This window comes from Bordetella tumbae (assembly GCF_965139195.1).
Taxonomy (GTDB): domain Bacteria; phylum Pseudomonadota; class Gammaproteobacteria; order Burkholderiales; family Burkholderiaceae_B; genus Bordetella_A; species Bordetella_A tumbae.
In genome coordinates, this window is record NZ_CBCSJH010000003.1 from 212,159 (window position 1) to 230,678 (window position 18,520).

The following is an 18,520-nucleotide window of genomic DNA, read 5'->3' on the forward strand; positions in this document are numbered from 1 at the left end:
GCTTTCGCGCCGTCGAGGCCATTACTCAAGGAGACACGCCGTGCATCAACGCAGATGTTTTCTATCGGCCATGCTGGGTTTGGCGTTGGTTGGCCTGGCCGGGCAGACGCCTCAAGCTCTTGCGCAGGCTTTCCCGAACCGGCCCATTAAATTTATTGTGCCATTCGGACCAGGTAGCGGCACCGATACGTCAGCCCGATATTTCGCGCGTCAACTGCAGGAACTCACCGGCCAGCCTGTGGTGGTCGAAAATAAGCCCGGCGCCAACGGCTTTATCGCGGTCAAGAGCGTGCTTTCCATGCCACCCGATGGTTACACGGTATTCATTGGCAGCAATTCTACGTTGGCTGTCAATGCTGCGCTCTTTAAGGCGTTGCCCTACGATCCCGTCAAGGACTTCTCGCCGCTGACAATGATGATGCGCTCGCCAGCGATGCTGGCAGCTAGCCCCAAGGCTCCCTATAGTACGCTCCAGGAGCTGATCCGTTACGCACGCCAGAACGCAGGCAAGGTGAATTTCGGTGCCGGTTCGGCAGGCTATCAATTGATGGGCGAGCTGTTCAACGACACAGCCGGCATAAAGACGGTACATGTGCCGTTCAAAGGGGCAGGCGAGGCGATCACTGCCGTCGCGTCTGATACGGTAGGCTATACCTTTGCTGAGGTGACCGCAGTCCAAGAATTGGCCAAGAGCGGCAAGGTAAAAGCGTTGGCCGTAGCTGCCGACCAGCGGGTCGGCACGTCGCCCGATGTACCAACGGCGGCAGAGGCGGGTTTGCCGGGTTTTGAGGCCTACACCTGGGTCGGAGCCGTGGTCAACGTCAAGACGCCTGCCGCGGAAACCGCAAAACTGGCCGAGCTATTCACGACGATCTCAAAGATGCAGGAAACACGGGAGTTTTACGAGCGCCTGGGGGCTACGCCCATGACCGGTGGCCCGATGCAAATGCATGAATTCCAGAAAAAGGAAATCGCGTTGTGGCAACGCATCGTCCAGAAGGCCCACGTGCCGCAGCAGTGAATGTGCTGCTGAACTACGTTGCCTCGGCGTTGGAGCGATGATCCGCCCAATACAGAAAAGACCATGAGCGCATACACTGTCGGTCAATTCAGCTTTTTCGCCCCTTATTGTGACCAACGCTCCTTTTTCCTCTCTGCCCCTCTTGCCCGCCTTGCTGGACAACCTGCAAGGCCTGGGTTTCGAACAGATGACGCCCATCCAGGGGCAGAGTCTGCCGCTCATCCTCGAGGGCCGCGACCTGATTGCGCAAGCAAAAACCGGCAGTGGCAAGACCGCGGCGTTCGGCCTGGGCGTGTTACAAAAGCTGGATGTGAATCGGCTGACCCCGCAATCGCTGGTGCTTTGCCCCACCCGGGAGCTGGCCGACCAAGTGGCGCAGGAGCTGCGCCGATTGGCTCGCCAAATCCCCAATGTCAAAATCTTGACCCTGTGCGGCGGTGCCGCTGCGCGGCCTCAGGCCGAGTCGCTGGCCCGCGGGGCACATCTGGTGGTGGGCACACCCGGCCGAATCCAGGACCACTTGCAGCGCGGCAGCCTGGATCTGTCCGGTCTGACTACGCTGGTGCTCGACGAAGCCGATCGCATGGTGGACATGGGGTTCTACGACGATATCGTCGCCATTGCCTCGCATTGCCCGACCAAGCGCCAGACCTTGCTGTTTTCGGCGACTTATCCCGATAATATTCGCAAGCTCAGCGCACGTTTCCTGCGCAATCCGGCAGAGGTCAAGGTCGAGGCCCAGCATGATGCCAGCCGCATCGAGCAGATTTTCTACGAGATCGATGAGGGCGACAGATTGGACGCCGTCGTGACGCTGCTGGCGCATTTCCGTCCGGTGTCGACGCTGGCGTTCTGCAATACCAAGATCCGCAGCCATGATCTGGTCGAACGCCTGCAGGCTGAGGGTATCAGCGCACAGGCGCTCAACGGCGATCTTGAACAACGAGAGCGTGACGAAATCCTGATCCAGTTCGCAAACCAGAGTTGCGCCGTGCTGGTCGCGACCGACGTTGCCGCCCGTGGCCTGGATATCCAGAATCTGGGCGCCGTGATCAATGTGGATGTGACCAAGGATACCGAGGTCCACGTACATCGCATCGGCCGCAGCGGCCGTGGCGACCAGAAGGGACTGGCGTTAAGCCTGTGTTCCCCCAACGAAATGCGCTGGGCCAATCTGATTGAGGAATATCAGGGTTCCCCGTTGAAGTGGGCCGATATCAAATCGCTGCGCGCGAAAGCCGATCGCCCCTTGCGCGCGCCCATGATCACCCTGTGCATACAGGGCGGAAAAAAAGACAAACTGCGCCCCGGCGATTTGCTGGGCGCACTGACTGGTGATGGTGGCCTGACATTCGAGCAGGTCGGAAAAATCAACATCACCGAGTTCAACTCCTATGTGGCGTTGGACCGCCAGATCGCCAAACAAGCGTTTTCGCGGCTTTCCAACAGCAATATCAAGGGGCGTCGGTTCCGGATGCGGTTTTTGGAAGAGTTCTGATTTTCTTGCTCGAGCCCTGAAATCGAGCGGCAGCCTCCGCAATACGTTGCGCCAGCAACGTCGCGACAGGTTGCCTCCGATCGGAAGGGCGTTCGACCAAGCCGATTTCTCTAAAAAAAGTGGCATCGCCTAAATCGATGGCGGCGACCCCTTTCGGTATCCGGAGCGCGTCGCTCATCGGCAGCAGCGCGACTCCCACTCCCAGGCGTACGAGTTGAGCGATGGCCTGCAACTCGTCGAGCTCGATGGTTTCTCTGACGGTGAAACGCGCGTGCCGCAAAAATTGATCAACCAGCCGTCCTCCAAACGAACCTCGGTCGTACCGAATAAATGGTTCGGTTTCCAATAGATCTTGCCAGCTGCGATCTTGCATCTTTTGAGGTGCGAGCAAGGCGAACGGCTCGGCGTAGAGTTCGCGCCATTGCAAGTCCGACGGCAACGCAAAGGGCGGCTTGAGCATCACTGCAATGTCGATCTCACCGGAGTCAACCTGACCCAGCAGATTGAGTGATATGCCTGGCACCATGCGAATCCGGTATCCCGGATTGATTTTCCAGAATTCCGCCAGGGCCTCGGCCAGGAACGTTTCCTGCGCAGACGCGATCGACCCGATACGGATCAATCCCGTTTTCGGGACATCCGTATTGCGTCCAAATTTTGAGTAAACCGACATCAGTTCTTCTGCAACAGCGAGAGCCTCACGTCCATTGCTATTGAGATTGGCAGACCTGCCCGTCCGGTCAAAAAGGGGATAACCCAGTTCCTCTTCCAACCGCTGGATTTGAGCACTGACTGCGGACTGTGTGAGGCCGATGTGAGCGGCCGCATTGGCAAAGGTGCCATACCGCACCACCGCCATGAAGGTCTGTAGTTCTCGGAGCATGATGTCGTTAAATCAAAAGTGCGGTTCAGGCCAAAGATACATTGTTTGATGTGAAGCATAGCCTTTCAGCGCAACGAGGAACATAGTCGCCAGGCTGACCGGCTTAACCCAAGGCAGCCTGCATCTTTTTGAGATCGTTCTCCAACTGGATGCGCATGACTTTCAACATCGCTTTGGCATTGCCTGACAGAGGTGTACCGGAGCGAAACACCAACAAACACGTGAAGCTGACTTCCAATGACAGCCGTTTGATCGTCAGGCCGCGAGAGAGGTAGTCCAGCGCCATGATGGGATGCACCATGCCTATACCGACGCCATTGAGAGCGAATTCGCAGACTGAGTTCGAATACGGTGTCTCCAGCATCGGACGAAGATTGAGATCAACGGTTTGAAGCGCAGCCTCGAGTCGTCGCCGGCTGGCATCCTCCGGATTGAGTGCTATGAATGGGTGTTCGACCAGATCGCGAGCGTCGATGACTTTCTTGTTTGCCAGCGGATGGCGGCTGTGCATGGCGATCACTCCTGGCGTACGCAGGAATACCGAATGCTCCAGGCCCGCAACGGACAGCTCATCGGCCATCAAGCCAAAATCGAGTTGGCCTGCTGCTACCTGGCGCAGCACCTCTCGCGAGCTCATGATCTGAAACGACATTTGCAGTCCGCGATCGACCAAGCCGAAAGCGGCAATCGCGCGCGGCATGAATCCCGTGCCTAGCGCGGGCAGCGAACCAATGGCCAGGCGGCCTACGCCAAAGGACTTGAGGCTGCGGATCCGGTGTTCGATCAGCTCAAAGCCCGCGAAGCATCGGTCGACTTCCTCCATCAGCGCGCCCGCCTCGGGCGTGGCGACCAGCCGCCCACGCACCCGTTCGAATAGGCGCAGCCCGGAGGATTCCTCGAGCTTTCGAATCGATTGGCTGATGGCCGGCTGAGATATCCCGAGCAAATTGGCGGCTTTGCTGGTCGTGCCAGCTTGCATGACGGCGCGGAAGACCTGGATTTCACGCATGTCCATGTATAAGTCCTGCTTATTGACTAAGTTACTTCAATTGTTGAACGAATTGCCTCGGCAAATCAAACTGCGCCTCATCGAAACACCTCTTAAGCTCAGCGCATAGACCAAATGAACTCTATCAGCCCTTCTAATACCGACTTCGCCAGTTTGTCCCCGGCCGTCCAACGCGCCTCCACGGTGGTATTCGACTCATTGGCCGATTTTGTCAATCGCAAGCAACGCCAACCCGACGGCTACAGCTACGGGATCACGGGAACACCTACCGCGCGGTTGCTGGAACAGCGCATCGCGGCGCTCGAAGGCGCCCGGCACTGTGTGATCACGCCCTCCGGCGCTTCTGCCCTGATGACCGTGGTGATGGGATTTGTGCGCGGTGGTGATCATTTACTGGTCTCGGCCGCCTGCTATGGCGCGCTCAAGACCTTCGCCGAAAAGTGGCTGGCATATATGGGGGTGGACGTCGAGATCTATCCACCCGCGATGGGGGCGGAGATCGAGGCACTGATTCGCCCCACAACCCGGATGATCTGCATGGAAGCTCCCGGGACTGTCACGATGGAGATGGCCGACATTCCCGCCATCTCAGAGGTGGCGCGCCGCCATAAGGTGTTGACGATGATGGACAACACGTGGGCTAGTCCACTGGGATTCCAGCCGCTTGCCCATGGTGTCGATTTCAGTGTGGAGGCCGCTACCAAGTTCTTCAGCGGTCATTCCGATGTATTGATGGGAAGCATCAGCATGAACGACGCCGAGCACTATGCGGTGCTGCGTGAAACGCAGAGCATCCTGGGTCAGCAGGTCAGTCCAGACGATTGTTTCCTGGTGCTCAGGGGATTGGAAACGCTGGCTTTGCGGGTACAGGCGCAGAGTGCTGCGACTTTGGACATCGCACAGTGGTTACAGGCACAGCCGCAAGTGGAGCGTTTGCTGTATCCGCCGCTGGAAAGCGATGCGGGGCACACCCTCTGGAAGCGCGATTTTCGTACTAATGGCTGCCTGTTTTCAATGATTCTGAAACGGGGGCCAGAATCAGCCTTCAGTGGTTTCTTCGATACGCTGCAACATTTCTCCATTGGCGCCAGCTGGGGGGGAGTGCACAGTTTGGCTGCTTATTATCCGGCGTCGTTACAAGCCAACCGGGTTCATCCTGCAACAGACCAGCCAGTGGTACGCCTGTCCGTAGGCCTGGAAGACGTGCAGGTGTTGAAAGACGACTTGCGCAATGCGCTGGCTGCCTATGAGAGCCAGGCGCGCTGAATCCCGCTTTTAGGGCCAATAGCCGTTACGAGTTTCATGGCCCGTCTACTTATACATTGCAAGGGGAATTGCTATGCATCGCATTCGTACGCTTCAGGGCGCGTTTGTCCTGTTCGCAGCTGCTGTATTGCCCAACGTGTCTCACTCGCAGCAGGCTGCTCCCGCCGAGCCGGCTTCGCCGGTTACCCCGGCCACGAGCAACAGCCCGACGGTGGACCAGATCCGCGCACGCGGCTATGTTATCTGCGGTTCGGGTCACGGCACCACAGGATTTTCGGCACCCGACAAGGATGGCAATTGGAAAGGCCTGGACGCCGAAACCTGCCGTGCCATCGCGATTGCGGTCCTGGGCGACGGCAGCAAGGTCAGGTTCGTACCGCTGACCGGCCAGCAGCGTCTGACTGCACTGCAGACTGGCCAGATAGATGTGCTGCCGCGCACCACCTCGTGGACGCTGCGGCGCGATGCCAACGGGATCAATTTCACCTATCCCAACTACTACGAATATGATGCCTTCATGGTTCGCAAGGACCTGGGCATTACGCAAACCAAAGACATGCAGGGCGCCACGATCTGCGTCCAGACAGGCTCGACCAACGAGGTCACGGTCGCAGACCTGTCACGTAAATTCAACTTGGGCCTGAAGACAGTGCTGTTCGACAACGTCGCCGCATCACGCCAGGCGTTTTTTACCGGACGTTGCGACGGTCTGATCACCGATGCGTCGGCTCTGGCTGCCGTGCGAGCCACTCAGGCCCAGAATCCCGATGACTACATCATTTTTCCCGCCAGCGGCAACAGCGAAGCCCTGACACCGTCGGTGCGGCATGGTGACGACCGTTGGTTCGATATCGTCAAGTTCGTCGTCCAGGCACCCATCGCGGCAGAAGACATGGGTATTACTCAGGCCAACGTGGACACCATGTTGAAATCCGATGATCCGCGCATCGCACGTTTCCTGGGCGTGGAGCCAGGCAATGGCAAGGCGCTGGGCCTGGACGAACGCTGGGCGTACAACATCGTCAAGCAATTGGGCAACTATGGCGAGATGTTCGAGCGCAACGTCGGAAAGAACAGCCCCATGAAGCTCGATCGTGGCCTGAACCGGCTCTATCGCGATGGCGGGCTGATGTATCCCTACGTTTTCAATTGAGCATCACGCCGAGCGAGACGACGCATGTTCAAGCGACTTTGGTACAACTCGCGGGCACGTTCCGTCATGATGCAGGTGCTCATCGCCTGCCTCTTTTTCGGGACGCTGGCCTGGTTGGTGTGGAATGCCCACTACAACCTGACCCAACGCGGAATCGCGACCGGCTTTGGCTATCTCTCCGACGCGGCACGATTCCCTATCTCGGAAAGTCTATTGGCTTATCGACCGACGGACAGCTATGCGAGAGCGTTCGCGGTCGGTCTCATGAACACCTTGTACATCTCAGTGCTCGTGATCGTGGCATCGACCGTGTTGGGGTTTCTGCTCGCATTGGCGCGTCGCAGCCGGCATCCGCTGGTGAATGGTATCGCGACCTTCTATCTGGAAATCACACGCAACACGCCGCTGGTAGTGCAGTTGTTGTTCTGGTACAGCCTGGTCACGATCAATCTGCCTTCTCCGCGACAGGCGCTTAATCCGCTGCCGGGCGTATTCCTGTCGATTCGTGGCCTGTTCTTTCCCAGCGTGCAGGTCGAGGGCGATTGGCTTGCCCTGGTCTGGGTAATACTTGCGGCCGCGCTGGTCTGGCTGGGGCTGCGCCCGCTGCGTCGGCGCCGTCCGGCACTGCCATTAGGCCGCATCTATTTTGCCGTGGTACTGCTCGCCTGCGTGCTGGCGTGGCAGTGGGGTGAAGTGACGCTCATCAGCCATTCGCCGCAGTTGCGTGGGCTCAACTTCGTCGGTGGTACCGCACTGACTCCGGAGTTCACCGCGCTATTGCTCGGCCTGACTTTGTATTCGGCCGCTTTTTCCGGCGAGATCATTCGCGGTGGTATCGAAGCCGTTGCACAAGGGCAATGGGAAGCTGCTCAATCCCTCGGACTGCGGCCGTGGACGACGTTACGGCGTGTCGTTGTGCCTCAGTCCTTGCGCGTGATTGTGCCTCCCATGACGAGCCAATATCTGTCCATCGTAAAGAACACCACCTTGGCTTTGGCAGTGGGTTATCCGGATCTGTCGTTCGTGATTACCACCACAATCAACCAGACCGGGCAGGCGATCGAGGGGCTGGCGATCCTGATGGGCGTATATCTATGCATCAGCTTGAGCGTTTCGCTGTTTATGAATCTCTACAACCGTCGCATCCTGCGGACTGAGCGAAAATGACTACGATCTCGATATCCCCGGATGTCTCCGCACGATCAGCCCCGATTGATCGTCGGGATGGCACCATGCATCGCTTGTTCGGTACGGCGATCAGCAGCGTCGCGACTGTAGTCGCATTGGGATTGGGTTTATACGCGCTGAGCCGATTCGCAGACTGGTCGCTTATCAACGCGGTATGGCCAGGGGAATCCGGTGCCATGTGCCGCGAAGCCACCGGAGCATGCTGGGCTTTCCTGGGCGAGAAACTGAATCAGATTCTGTTTGGAATCTACCCGCCGGCTCAGCAATGGCGGCCTGCGCTCGTGTGTGTCTTCATCCTGTTCATGGTCGTCATGTCGCTGAATCCTCGGCAGTGGCGGCTGCGCACGGTGGTGCTTTGGCTGGTTGGCATGGCCGGTTCACTCGCGCTGATGCAGGGTGGCTGGTTCGGATTGGAGCGTGTGCCGACTGCCTCCTGGGGCGGCCTGCCTGTCACGTTGCTGTTGGCAGTCTGTGCGTTGGGAATAGGCATGCCCCTGGGAATTCTGCTGGCGCTGGCGCGGCGGGGCTCGTTGCCAATGGCGCGTTTCATCGCGACGTGCGTGATTGAATTGATCCGTGGCTTGCCGCTGATCAGCCTGCTGTTCATGGCCTCGATTGTGTTGCCCATCATGTTGCCGGCAGGAATGACGATAGACAGCCTCCTGCGGGCGGGAATTGCCCTGACAATCTTCTCGGCCGCCTACTTGGCCGAGGTGATTCGTGGCGGGTTGCAATCGTTGCCGGCCGGGCAGCTGGAGGCCTCGCGAGCGCTCGGCCTGTCATGGTGGCAGATGACACGATTGGTGGTGTTGCCGCAGGCCATGCGAAAGGTGATCGCGCCCCTGACCAATACCGCCATTGTGATGATCAAGAACACCAGCCTGGTGTTGATTGTGGGGCTATTTGATCTGCTGAGTTCCGGACGTGCGGCGCTGACTGACCCCGCCTGGCCGACTCCGTATGTAGAGACCTATTTCTTTATCGCTGCTATCTATTTTTGCATTTGCTTCGGTCTTTCCCGTTATTCAATGTGGCTGGAGCGGCGCTTCAAAAAAGGGGAACTTCGTTGAATAGGCAGAATAGCGGCGCGTCCGTGCCTTTGGCCGTGAACATCGCCGGGATGAGCAAGTGGTATGGCGACTTCCAGGTCTTGCGTGACATCGATCTGCAGGTCGCGTCCGGAGAACGTCTGGTGATATGCGGACCGTCAGGTTCAGGAAAATCCACCATGATCCGTTGCATCAATCGGCTGGAGCGCCATCAAGAGGGCAGTATCATCGTCAATGGAGTGGAGCTGGCTGACGATCTGCGGGCCATTGACGAAGTACGTGCCGATGCGGGCATGGTGTTTCAACACTTCAATCTATTTCCGCATCTCACGGTATTGGAAAACTGCATTCTTGCACCTATGCACGTCAAGCGTATGCCGAGAGACCAGGCTACGGATCTGGCGATGCAGTATCTCGCGCGAGTACGTATCCCCGATCAAGCCAGTAAATTTCCTGCGCAATTGTCTGGCGGGCAACAGCAACGCGTCGCCATCGCCCGCTCGTTGTGCATGCAGCCACGCATCATGCTGTTCGACGAGCCGACCTCTGCACTCGATCCTGAGATGGTCAAGGAGGTACTGGACACGATGACTTCCCTGGCCGAGGACGGCATGACCATGCTGTGCGTCACCCACGAAATGGGTTTCGCCCGCAGCGTTGCCGATCGTGTTGTGTTCATGGACGGCGGACGCATTCTGGAGTCAGCCGATCCGGGTTCGTTTTTTGATCACCCTCAACACGAGCGAACCCGCGCGTTTCTTGAGCGGATATTGCATTGAGCATTGTTCGTATAGGGCTGTTCGATATGGCGGGAGCGGGGGATGGCCGCGCGGTGTTGCGTTGATCTTACGATGCGCGATGTAATGGCGCGCACTGGTCCATTTTCGATTAACGTTGGCCAGTCCACACCATGCTGCGCCAATCATGACCGAAACCCCCACGAACGACCACAGTCCTTGGACTGTCTTTCTGATTTTTCTGCGATTAGGCTTGACCTCATTCGGCGGGCCTATTGCACATTTGGGCTACTTTCGTGACGAATTCGTGACACGCCGGCAATGGTTGACCGAGCGCAGCTATGCGGACTTGGTTGCCCTATGCCAGTTTTTGCCGGGGCCTGCCAGTAGCCAGGTAGGACTGGCGATCGGATTGTCTCGCGCGGGATATACGGGAGCTCTGGCTGCCTGGGCCGGTTTTACGCTGCCATCGGCGATCGTCTTGATTCTGTTTGCCCTGGGTATATCCAGCTACGGAGACGTGGTGCCATCTGGGGTGCTGCACGGTCTGAAGGTCGTTGCCGTGGCCGTCGTGGCGCAGGCCGTATGGGGCATGGCTCGTAATTTATGCCCTGACGCGCCACGCGCCACCCTCATGGCTGCTGCCAGTTGTTTTGTGTTGCTGGTTCCATCGATTTGGAGCCAAGTAGCGGTCATTGTCATGGCAGCCGTCGTCGGTCTGTTGTGGTTCAAGCCGCAACAGGCGTCATCGGACGATCGGTTTCCCATCCCGATCAAACGCCGGACTGGTGTGCTGTGGCTGACCATATTCTTTGCCTTGTTGATTGTGCTGCCAATGCTGGTAACGGTATTCCCGAATCAGGCATTGGCAATGGTTGACGCGTTTTATCGTGCGGGGGCTCTCGTTTTTGGCGGTGGGCATGTCGTTCTGCCGTTATTGCAAGCCGAGGTGGTGCCTACTGGATGGGTCAGCAATGAGTCTTTTCTGGCGGGCTATGGTGCCGCGCAAGCGGTTCCGGGCCCATTGTTTACCTTTGCCGCGTTTCTCGGCGCGTCGATGAATGCGGCGCCTTCGGGTTGGCTGGGAGCTTGGATTTGCCTGCTCGCTATCTTTGCGCCCGCGTTTTTGCTGGTGGCAGGTGCATTGCCATTCTGGGAAAGCTTGCGCCGCAACGCGCGTATGCAAGCCGCTTTGTCCGGAATCAACGCGGGCGTAGTGGGTTTGCTGTTGGCTGCGCTTTATCAACCCGTATGGACGAGCGCAATTCTCGCGCCGCAGGACTTTGCACTGGTATTGGTGGCACTGGTTGCCTTAATGTTCTGGAAACTGCCCCCATGGCTCGTCGTCCTGGGTAGTGCGTTGGGCGGTTGGTTGTTGAGTATCGTTCTATAGAGGTACAGAGCCAGGGAGGAACTGACCATGTTTTCACATGTATTCGTCGGCGTTACCGATTTCGAGCGGGCCTTGCGTTTCTATGATCGCTTGTTTTCCGTATTGGATATAAAGCGACGGTTTTACGATGCGGACGTGCCTTGGGTTGGCTGGTGTCCCGCCGCAGGAGGGCGTCCGTATTTCGTGATCAGCAAACCATTCAATGGCCAGCCGCACGACGTAGGCAATGGCCAGATGTCGGCCTTTCTTGCTTCTTCCCGTGAACAGGTTCGCCAAGCCTATGCAATCGCACTGGCCGAGGGCGGTACGAGCGAGGGGGAGCCAGGTTTGAGACCTCAGTATCACCCCAACTATTTCGGCGCCTATTTCCGAGATCCCGACGGCAACAAGCTCTGCGTGGTGTGCCATCAGCCTGAGTAAGACGCTTTCTTTTCATCAGGCAGAACGTGTTGCGCATCTCGCGACAGTGTTGTATTAAATGAAACGTCATCCCACAATACGCGGGCCTGCCAGACGTCAGTCGGCAGAGCACATAATGATCCTGGGAGACATAATTGAAAAAATCCATTGGCGCCTTCGCCTTGGCCGTCTTGGCCACCCCCACGTTTGCCGCAGCTGCTTATCCCGACCAGCCTATTACCCTTGTGGTGCCGTATGCGCCGGGCGGAACAGCTGACGCATTGGCTCGCGTCATCGCGTTGAATCTGGGCAAAAAGCTGAATCAGAGCGTGATTGTCGAGAATAAATCCGGTGCGAGCGGGATGATAGGCGAGGCCTACGTCGCCCGGGCAAAGGCGGACGGCTATACCGTGCTCTACGATGCAACGCCGTTGTCGATCAATCCGGCGTTGCACAACATGAATTTCGACCCCGCAGCCGATCTGATGCCGCTGGCTATGGTGTCGGTCACGCCCAATATCCTGGTAGTGCCCAAGTCGTCGGCATTGAACAGCTTGAGCGATGTGGTGGAAACCGCAAAAGCAAAACCTGGGCAATTGACCTTCGCTTCAGGCGGCACGGGAACGGTGCAGTTCATGGCAGGCGAGTTGTTCCGGCAGGGCCGCGATTTGAACATGTTGCACGTGCCTTATAAGAGCGGCGGCCCCGCCATCATGGCCACGGTCGGTGGGCAGGTGGATATGATGTTCACGAACATTTCTTCTTCGCTGCCGCTGTACCAGAGTGGGCAGGTCAAAGTCCTGGCCATCACCTCTCCCAAGCGCAGTGCGCTGTTGCCGGACGTTCCGACCGTTGCCGAGTCGGGATTGACGGACTATCAGGTCTACGAGTGGAACGGCATGTTTGTACCGAAAGGCACGCCCGCGGACATCGTCGACAAGCTGCAGGCAACCATTCGCGAGGTGTTGAAGGAGCCCAGCGTCAAAGAGAAATTCGACTCTCTGGGCGCGGATATCGTCGCCGCCGGTCCAGCGGATTTCAAGCAGTTCCTCGACAAGGAGTTTGCCAAATGGGCAGGTGTTGTGAGCAAATCCAATCTCACAAAGCAATGACATCCATATCCGTATTCAATGAACATGTCTCGTCCTGACATAGCGGTTCCTCACTCCCTCGGCGTGAATCTGCCAGCGCATGTGTTGCCGGCGGGGGCGTGTGACAGCCACATGCACATTTTCGATCCACGGTTTTCACCGTCGCCGCATTGGACGCGTACCCCTCCCGTGGCCGAGGTGAGCGCGTATCGAAAATTGCAGCAGAGGCTGGGCACGTCGCGCACGGTTGTCGTCACGCCGTCGACATACGGTACCGATAATGCCTGCACTGTCGATGCGCTGTCGCAGCTAGGTGACAGCGCCCGTGGCGTTGCGGTGGTCGATGCCAGCGTGTCACCCGAGGCGCTCGATCAGCTGGCCGCGAGCGGTGTTTGTGGTCTAAGAGTCAACTTTGTGACCCCACAGTCTTGGGGGGAAACAACAGTTGATATGCTGACCACACTGGCACGCAAAATCGCGAGACTCGGATGGCACATACAGATCTTTGTGCATCCCGAGCAACTCATTGCGTTGGCGCCGGTCTTGTCCAGCCTGCCTGTGCCATTAGTGATCGACCATATGGCGAGAATTTCGCCCGCTGAGGCCGATCATGGGGAGGCTCATACGACCCTGCGCCGCTTGCTGGACGAGGGAAATACCTGGGTCAAGCTATCAGGTGCTTATATGCGATCGGCTGTGGGAGAACCGGATTACGCGGACACCCTGCCGCTGGGGCGCGCGCTGGTCAAATCCGCTCCAGAACGACTGGTCTGGGGTAGCGATTGGCCGCACACCACTCAACCATTGAATAGCGTCAATGATGCAAGTCTCGTTGACGTGCTGTGGCAGTGGTGTGAAACGGAAACCGCCCTGCGTCGAGTCCTGGTTGATAATCCATGCCTGCTCTACGGCTTTAGGTCCTGACTGCCCATTAAACCGGCGCATCGTTTGATGCGCCGGTTTAAATGATTCCTTGCCGTTAGTCGTAACGGCGAGACGATCTCTCGATACAAGCAGCGACGACTCGCCGTTTTTTCCTACTTGGGAATTCAAGCTCGCCGTACGAATTTCTCTGGCATGCCGAAATTGAAGGTGTTGGAGACTTGGAATGGGGGGCGAACACGCTCTCTGCCAGTAACGGCGAAACTGATCATTTTTGCTTGTTCGCTTCGATTGATGTCTTGTCCCCGTTCCACGGTTTCATCATCATGCAGTGTCCACGAGCCCTGCTCGCATCGACTATACATATAGTAGTGGCCTGCGGTGTCAGATTCGCCGACAGCGCCTCCTGCGTGAATGATGATGTCCCTGGGCTCCAACGTGAGCATCCATTCGACACCCGTTTTTTGGTCGATGACGGGGATGCGTACCGGTTTCGTGACATCCGCATTCAGGATGAGACGTGCCAGGCCGTCGCTATAGTCCATTGCATTGATATGCAGGTTGAATCGGTCCACTTCCTGGATGCTTGGCGTAGTCCATTGCTGAACGCGGGTAACCGTCGTGTTTTCGCTGTCGTTGTCATTCCACCTGACGCTGACATCATCCTGCCTCGTAGTGAGTGTGTCCACGATTTGCTGCAAACTGAAGTCCACTTGCTCGCGGCTCGACAGGTTGGCATCCTGGCAATACGCGGCATCGGCGATTTTGGGATCGCGTTTTTCTTGGCCATTGACCAAAGTCGTCTGTATCTGCAAGACGTTGGTATTGAGATTTCCGAGGTCAAAGCAATCGGAAAGTTTCATCAGAAACTCTTGTGCATCATTCTGATCGCCGACGACGGTGAACCCTGAGCCATTCGGCCCGTCACGAAAATTTTCCTGCGCCTGCAAGCTCTTGAAGAAATCGTGCAGTTCTCGACGCAAGGGTTTTTCGCTATCGTAGGCGGCCTTGATCAAATCGATGAATTTTTTCGCACAATCCTGCTTGTTTGGGTCAGAGGCATTTTGCCGGATTTGTTCCAGGTGTGCGACGAGTCGATTTTCGCCAATAGAATGGATCAGGAACTTCAAACCCGTATTGGCATAGCAAGTATTTCCCAGATTATCGAACCCGCAAAGGCTCGGTCCTTTCTCCGCGATTTCAATAAGGCGTTCGATCGTGCGGCTTTGCAATGCGGTAGCGCCCGTCAGGTCCAGATTGCGAATCGCATTTTCCGCATTCGTCTGGCCGTAGCGTGCCGATAGCGATTGAATGAGTACGCCGAGAACCTGAGCATTTTTTATCTCGAGTTCCCGGGTGAAATTCGCTACGGGCTCCCAGTGCTTCAGAACAGGGACGTAGCTCAATGCATAAAGAATTCTGTCGTTCAGGGTGAGCTGTGCGGCTCGCAGCGCGGGGTCTCCATCGATGTCATAAATTTCCATGTGGTGACCCGCGTCGGCGAGGGCGCGGAAACTGTCAGGCGAGAGGAACTGGTTGTGGTACGTGTGGGTGATCATGATGTTTTGCGTGTCGGCGTGAATGTCGGAGCCGCTTGCTGGCGCGGTGATGTGCGGACCTCGTTCTCCCCACCTTGGTAACGCTGTGTTGCTTACAGTTCCATAACTCCCTGATGTCACGTCATTTTTTCGTGAGCCAGGCTAGCTGTCGCTAAGCGCAGCAAGGTGCCTGCCTACTTGTGCAATGACCCGATCACGGTCAGGCCCGGGAATATCAGCGCAGGTATCCGGTTTCTATCGATCGCATCGCATTGTCGCCTTGCAGTTCAATGATTTCCTTGACGCTCGGTAGCTGGCTATCCACCGTTTTAATTCCGCCATCTCGCCGGATCTGTGCGAACACCTGCCGCATTGCGCCTACCGCTGCCCGGATAGCATGATTGCCGTAGATAACCACACCGACTTTACCCAGTGCGGCAATATCGGACTCGGTGAGCTGCGGATAGGCAGTCGGTACCAATACCAGCGGTACGTGGCCCGGCCAGGCGCGCACGAACGCCAGAATCTCGTCGGGTGTTTTTTGCTTGGAATGAATCAGGATCGCGTCGGCGCCGGCCTCCTCGTAGGCGATGCCGCGCCGGATAGCCTCATCCTGTCCTTGGCCTGCAATGAGTGCCTCTACGCGGGCGATCACTACAAAGTCTTTATCACGGCGTGCATCTGTGGCTGCAGCGACCTTGCCTTGAAACTCTTCGATGCGCACGAGTTCCTGGCGGCCATCGGCGCGCAAGCTGGTGTCCTTGGGAAAAGTCTTGTCTTCGATCACAATGGCCGATGCACCAGCAGCTTCGTACTGGGGCACCACATAGTGCACATTCACGGCGTTGCCAAACCCTGTGTCGATATCTGCGATCAGTGGCACCGACACAATAGAAGCGATGGCACGCATCATGTCCAAATGTGTGCTCATCGACAGGATGCTGGCATCGGGTACGGCATAGCTGGCTGATAACTCAAAGCCGCTGCCCCAGATTCCGTCAAAGCCGGCTTCTTCCGCCAATTTCGCGGCTAGCGGGTTGTGCGCAGCCATCGCAGTGAAAAGCTTGCCACTTTCCAACGCAGCACGCAGCGCCTGATTCTTGTTCACGAGCGATCTCCTTGGACGGACGGCGAAGCAATATTTGGACGTGCATCGACTGATACTGCCGAATATAAACGAACCCCCAGCGATTGGAGGGATGTCCAATCTGCTGGGGGCTGCTTGCCGTTCGTTTAAATCAACGAGCCTGTGTTGACTCCATCGCAATGTATTCAGTCGCGATGACGTTTCCAGTGCTTGTTGCCACGATGCCTGTCATGATCTCGATAGTTCGCGCGTCTATAGGAATCACGGTGGCCGCGATCCCGGTCCCAGTGATGGCGACGGCCGCCACGGTCATCGTCTGTGATCACATGTCCCAGTACACCACCCGCAGCTGCGCCGCCCAGCGTGTATAGAGGGTCGCCCTCAGATAGCAATGCGCCCGCTACGCCGCCCAGACCCGCACCGATGATCGTGTTACGGGTTTGTTTGTCGGCCAGTGCAGTTGTGCTGATGCCTAGCGCCAGCACACTGGCGAGCATGGCCTGAATCAGTCGTTTAGTCATAGTCATATCTTGTTCTCCTATGTTGGCTGTCCCTGCGATGCAGCCAGCATGTCGTATCGAGTTGGACGGTAAGTCACTCGTGTAGGATGAAGTTAGCATCTCAGGCCTGTATCAGTCGCGCAGGCCGGGCTACGGTGTGTATAAGCTGTTTCAGTCGCTTTCTCGGCGAAAAAGCTGGCAGTATCACTAGTCAGTAATAGAATCAGTAAATCCCAACCAGCAACGGAGCCGTCCCGTCATGCGTCGACAGTTAATGCTCTTAGCCGTTCCTCTGATGGCCCTTCATAGCATCGCGTCCGCGCAATCCGATCCCTGCGCTGATGCGGCCACACAAGCGGATATCAACGAATGTGTAGGAAAAGCTTACAAAAAGGCCGACGCTGACCTGAACGCTGCCTATAAGCAGGCGGCTACGCGCCTGAAGGGCGATGATGACCAGCACAAGAAGCTGATCACTGCTCAACGAGAGTGGATCAAGTTTCGCGATGCCGAGTGCGATTTCGTCACTGCTGATGCCGGTGGAGGCTCTGCTTATTCAATGGCTTTGTCGGCTTGCCTAACTACATTGACGCAAGATCGTACAAAACAACTGAAAGGCTATCTGGCGTGTCCGGAAGGCGACATTTCATGCCCCATTACCAAACCGTAATCTAAAAAGATTTATGCAGTTTGCTTTGAGTCGCCGGCTGCCGAATTTTCGCGCAGTTGAGGGTCTCTATCACTCTGGACGAGTGCAGATATCGAGTCTGCAGCCGGCCTAAAAAACGCCATCGTAAAACTCGAAAAAATACGGCGAAATTTACTCTCTTAACCCTTCATTAGAAGGGCTTTTTACTTACGTAGTCCTGAATCAAAAAAGCAGCCCTAACAGGTCTGTGGACTTCGTATATGCTTCGCGCTTTGGTTTGTAAAATAAATAGCTTCTTATTCTCATTCTGCTCTTGGACGGTTGTTAATGTTAGTGCCATTTCTGATCATGCTTCGGGAAGGGATCGAGGCCGCGCTGATTGTTGGCATTGTTGCCAGCTACCTTAAACGCAGCGGTTCTTCTTCGATGATGCCCGGCGTCGTGATCGGCGTGCTGTTGGCAGTTGCCCTTTCTTTTTTTGTTGGCGCAGGACTGCAAATCGCGATGGCCGAGTTCCCTCAGAAAGAGCAGGAGTTCTTCGAAGGCGTGGTCGGTTTGATCGCCGTCGTGATGCTGACGTCCATGGTGTTCTGGATGCGCAAAGCAGGCCCCTCGGTGCAGGGTGATCTACAGGAGTCTGTGCGTTCGGCGCTGGCTGGTGGCAAACGTCGCGAATGGGCGCTGATCGGCGTGGTGTTTCTTGCTGTGGCTCGCGAGGGGCTGGAGTCTGTGTTCTTTCTGCTTGCGATCTTTCAGCAGAGCGCTGGTTGGCATGCGCCATTGGGGGCGGTGCTGGGATTGCTCTGCGCAGTCGTGATCGGTTATGGCATCTACAGTGGTGGCCTGCGTTTGAACTTGCGCCGGTTTTTCCGCATTACAGGCGTGTTCATTTTGCTGGTCTCCGCGGGGCTATTGGCCGGCGTGCTGCGCAAGTTCCACGAGGCAGGCGTGTGGAATCATTTCCAGCATGTCGTGTTTGACATCGATCATGTTCTGCCGATGGATAGTCCCGTGGGCGCAGTACTGTCGGGCATGTTCGGCTATCAGTCGGCACCGGTGACGGGCGAGGTCGTCGTGTATCTCGTTTTCCTGGCGGTGAGTCTCTATTTCTTTCTGCGGCCTAGGCCCCAAGTCTTTTCTCAGCCGAAAACTTCTTCCTGATTCTGGGCTAGCACCT

The 18,520-nt window shown here is 56.9% G+C and carries 18 protein-coding genes; 13 read left to right on the forward strand and 5 right to left on the reverse strand.

Going from position 1 to position 18,520, the window contains the following annotated elements; all coding sequences use genetic code 11:
* The first annotated feature begins 70 nt into the window (after nt 1-70).
* On the forward strand, nt 71-1,021 hold the full coding sequence (locus ACNA0J_RS06330; protein WP_415817758.1) for a Bug family tripartite tricarboxylate transporter substrate binding protein: 951 nt from the start codon (nt 71-73) through the stop codon (nt 1,019-1,021).
* Nucleotides 1,022-1,130: 109 nt separating this feature from the next.
* Complete coding sequence (gene dbpA / locus ACNA0J_RS06335) at nt 1,131-2,519, forward strand: ATP-dependent RNA helicase DbpA (RefSeq protein ID WP_415817526.1); 1,389 nt, start codon at nt 1,131-1,133, stop codon at nt 2,517-2,519.
* Here dbpA and ACNA0J_RS06340 read toward each other — a convergent pair.
* Complete coding sequence (locus tag ACNA0J_RS06340; protein WP_415817528.1) at nt 2,476-3,402, reverse strand: LysR family transcriptional regulator; 927 nt, start codon at nt 3,400-3,402, stop codon at nt 2,476-2,478. The genes dbpA and ACNA0J_RS06340 overlap by 44 nt on opposite strands.
* A 103-nt stretch (nt 3,403-3,505) precedes the next feature.
* Entirely contained in the window at nt 3,506-4,417 is a 912-nt protein-coding gene (locus ACNA0J_RS06345) for a LysR substrate-binding domain-containing protein (protein WP_415817530.1), read from the reverse strand.
* 108 nt (nt 4,418-4,525) lie between these two features.
* Here ACNA0J_RS06345 and metC point away from each other — a divergent pair, with 108 nt between their 5' ends.
* The 9 genes from metC to ACNA0J_RS06390 all read left to right on the forward strand — a co-directional run bounded on the left by metC (nt 4,526) and on the right by ACNA0J_RS06390 (nt 13,611).
* Nucleotides 4,526-5,677, forward strand: coding sequence for a cystathionine beta-lyase (gene metC, locus ACNA0J_RS06350; RefSeq protein ID WP_415817531.1), 1,152 nt, complete (start codon nt 4,526-4,528; stop codon nt 5,675-5,677).
* A 73-nt stretch (nt 5,678-5,750) separates the two neighbouring features.
* Nucleotides 5,751-6,830, forward strand: a complete 1,080-nt coding sequence (locus ACNA0J_RS06355) for an amino acid ABC transporter substrate-binding protein (protein WP_415817533.1) — start codon at nt 5,751-5,753, stop codon at nt 6,828-6,830.
* A 24-nt stretch (nt 6,831-6,854) separates the two neighbouring features.
* Nucleotides 6,855-7,997, forward strand: coding sequence for an amino acid ABC transporter permease (locus tag ACNA0J_RS06360; protein ID WP_415817535.1), 1,143 nt, complete (start codon nt 6,855-6,857; stop codon nt 7,995-7,997).
* Nucleotides 7,994-9,088, forward strand: coding sequence for an amino acid ABC transporter permease (locus tag ACNA0J_RS06365; RefSeq protein ID WP_415817537.1), 1,095 nt, complete (start codon nt 7,994-7,996; stop codon nt 9,086-9,088). Before ACNA0J_RS06360 ends, ACNA0J_RS06365 begins: the two co-directional genes overlap by 4 nt.
* Nucleotides 9,089-9,138: 50 nt before the next feature.
* Nucleotides 9,139-9,846 (forward strand): amino acid ABC transporter ATP-binding protein, encoded by a 708-nt coding sequence (locus ACNA0J_RS06370; RefSeq protein ID WP_415817760.1) that lies wholly within the window; start codon nt 9,139-9,141, stop codon nt 9,844-9,846.
* 145 nt (nt 9,847-9,991) lie between these two features.
* Nucleotides 9,992-11,197 (forward strand): chromate efflux transporter, encoded by a 1,206-nt coding sequence (chrA, locus tag ACNA0J_RS06375; protein WP_415817539.1) that lies wholly within the window; start codon nt 9,992-9,994, stop codon nt 11,195-11,197.
* 27 nt (nt 11,198-11,224) lie between these two features.
* Entirely contained in the window at nt 11,225-11,617 is a 393-nt protein-coding gene (locus ACNA0J_RS06380; protein WP_415817541.1) for a VOC family protein, read from the forward strand.
* A 134-nt stretch (nt 11,618-11,751) separates the two neighbouring features.
* A complete protein-coding gene (locus ACNA0J_RS06385; RefSeq protein WP_415817543.1) occupies nt 11,752-12,708 on the forward strand; it encodes a Bug family tripartite tricarboxylate transporter substrate binding protein in 957 nt (318 codons plus the stop codon).
* Nucleotides 12,709-12,726: 18 nt separating this feature from the next.
* Complete coding sequence (locus ACNA0J_RS06390; protein WP_415817545.1) at nt 12,727-13,611, forward strand: amidohydrolase family protein; 885 nt, start codon at nt 12,727-12,729, stop codon at nt 13,609-13,611.
* A 125-nt stretch (nt 13,612-13,736) separates the two neighbouring features.
* Here ACNA0J_RS06390 and ACNA0J_RS06395 read toward each other — a convergent pair whose 3' ends face one another.
* The 3 genes from ACNA0J_RS06395 to ACNA0J_RS06405 all read right to left on the reverse strand — a co-directional run bounded on the left by ACNA0J_RS06395 (nt 13,737) and on the right by ACNA0J_RS06405 (nt 16,721).
* Complete coding sequence (locus tag ACNA0J_RS06395) at nt 13,737-15,128, reverse strand: type III secretion system effector BopA family protein (protein ID WP_415817547.1); 1,392 nt, start codon at nt 15,126-15,128, stop codon at nt 13,737-13,739.
* A 214-nt stretch (nt 15,129-15,342) separates the two neighbouring features.
* Nucleotides 15,343-16,215 (reverse strand): phosphonopyruvate hydrolase, encoded by an 873-nt coding sequence (locus tag ACNA0J_RS06400; protein ID WP_415817550.1) that lies wholly within the window; start codon nt 16,213-16,215, stop codon nt 15,343-15,345.
* Between the two features lie 164 nt (nt 16,216-16,379).
* On the reverse strand, nt 16,380-16,721 hold the full coding sequence (locus ACNA0J_RS06405; protein ID WP_415817552.1) for a hypothetical protein: 342 nt from the start codon (nt 16,719-16,721) through the stop codon (nt 16,380-16,382).
* A gap of 232 nt (nt 16,722-16,953) precedes the next feature.
* Here ACNA0J_RS06405 and ACNA0J_RS06410 point away from each other — a divergent pair, with 232 nt between their 5' ends.
* Both ACNA0J_RS06410 and efeU read left to right on the forward strand, forming a co-directional pair.
* Entirely contained in the window at nt 16,954-17,364 is a 411-nt protein-coding gene (locus ACNA0J_RS06410; protein WP_415817554.1) for a lysozyme inhibitor LprI family protein, read from the forward strand.
* 306 nt (nt 17,365-17,670) lie between these two features.
* Nucleotides 17,671-18,504: an iron uptake transporter permease EfeU gene (gene efeU, locus ACNA0J_RS06415; protein ID WP_415817556.1), complete on the forward strand. Its 834-nt coding sequence runs from the start codon at nt 17,671-17,673 to the stop codon at nt 18,502-18,504.
* The last annotated feature ends 16 nt before the right edge of the window (nt 18,505-18,520 follow it).

Coding starts and splice junctions, on each gene's coding strand:
- ACNA0J_RS06365 (WP_415817537.1), top strand. CDS start 7,994: ATGACTACGATCTCGATATCCCCGGATGTCTCCGCACGATCAGCCCCG.
- ACNA0J_RS06330 (WP_415817758.1), top strand. CDS start 71: ATGCTGGGTTTGGCGTTGGTTGGCCTGGCCGGGCAGACGCCTCAAGCT.
- ACNA0J_RS06395 (WP_415817547.1), bottom strand. CDS start 15,128: ATGATCACCCACACGTACCACAACCAGTTCCTCTCGCCTGACAGTTTC.
- ACNA0J_RS06345 (WP_415817530.1), bottom strand. CDS start 4,417: ATGGACATGCGTGAAATCCAGGTCTTCCGCGCCGTCATGCAAGCTGGC.
- ACNA0J_RS06340 (WP_415817528.1), bottom strand. CDS start 3,402: ATGCTCCGAGAACTACAGACCTTCATGGCGGTGGTGCGGTATGGCACC.
- ACNA0J_RS06360 (WP_415817535.1), top strand. CDS start 6,855: ATGTTCAAGCGACTTTGGTACAACTCGCGGGCACGTTCCGTCATGATG.
- ACNA0J_RS06355 (WP_415817533.1), top strand. CDS start 5,751: ATGCATCGCATTCGTACGCTTCAGGGCGCGTTTGTCCTGTTCGCAGCT.
- metC (WP_415817531.1), top strand. CDS start 4,526: ATGAACTCTATCAGCCCTTCTAATACCGACTTCGCCAGTTTGTCCCCG.
- ACNA0J_RS06390 (WP_415817545.1), top strand. CDS start 12,727: ATGAACATGTCTCGTCCTGACATAGCGGTTCCTCACTCCCTCGGCGTG.
- ACNA0J_RS06410 (WP_415817554.1), top strand. CDS start 16,954: ATGCGTCGACAGTTAATGCTCTTAGCCGTTCCTCTGATGGCCCTTCAT.
- chrA (WP_415817539.1), top strand. CDS start 9,992: ATGACCGAAACCCCCACGAACGACCACAGTCCTTGGACTGTCTTTCTG.
- efeU (WP_415817556.1), top strand. CDS start 17,671: ATGTTAGTGCCATTTCTGATCATGCTTCGGGAAGGGATCGAGGCCGCG.
- ACNA0J_RS06380 (WP_415817541.1), top strand. CDS start 11,225: ATGTTTTCACATGTATTCGTCGGCGTTACCGATTTCGAGCGGGCCTTG.
- ACNA0J_RS06370 (WP_415817760.1), top strand. CDS start 9,139: ATGAGCAAGTGGTATGGCGACTTCCAGGTCTTGCGTGACATCGATCTG.
- ACNA0J_RS06405 (WP_415817552.1), bottom strand. CDS start 16,721: ATGACTATGACTAAACGACTGATTCAGGCCATGCTCGCCAGTGTGCTG.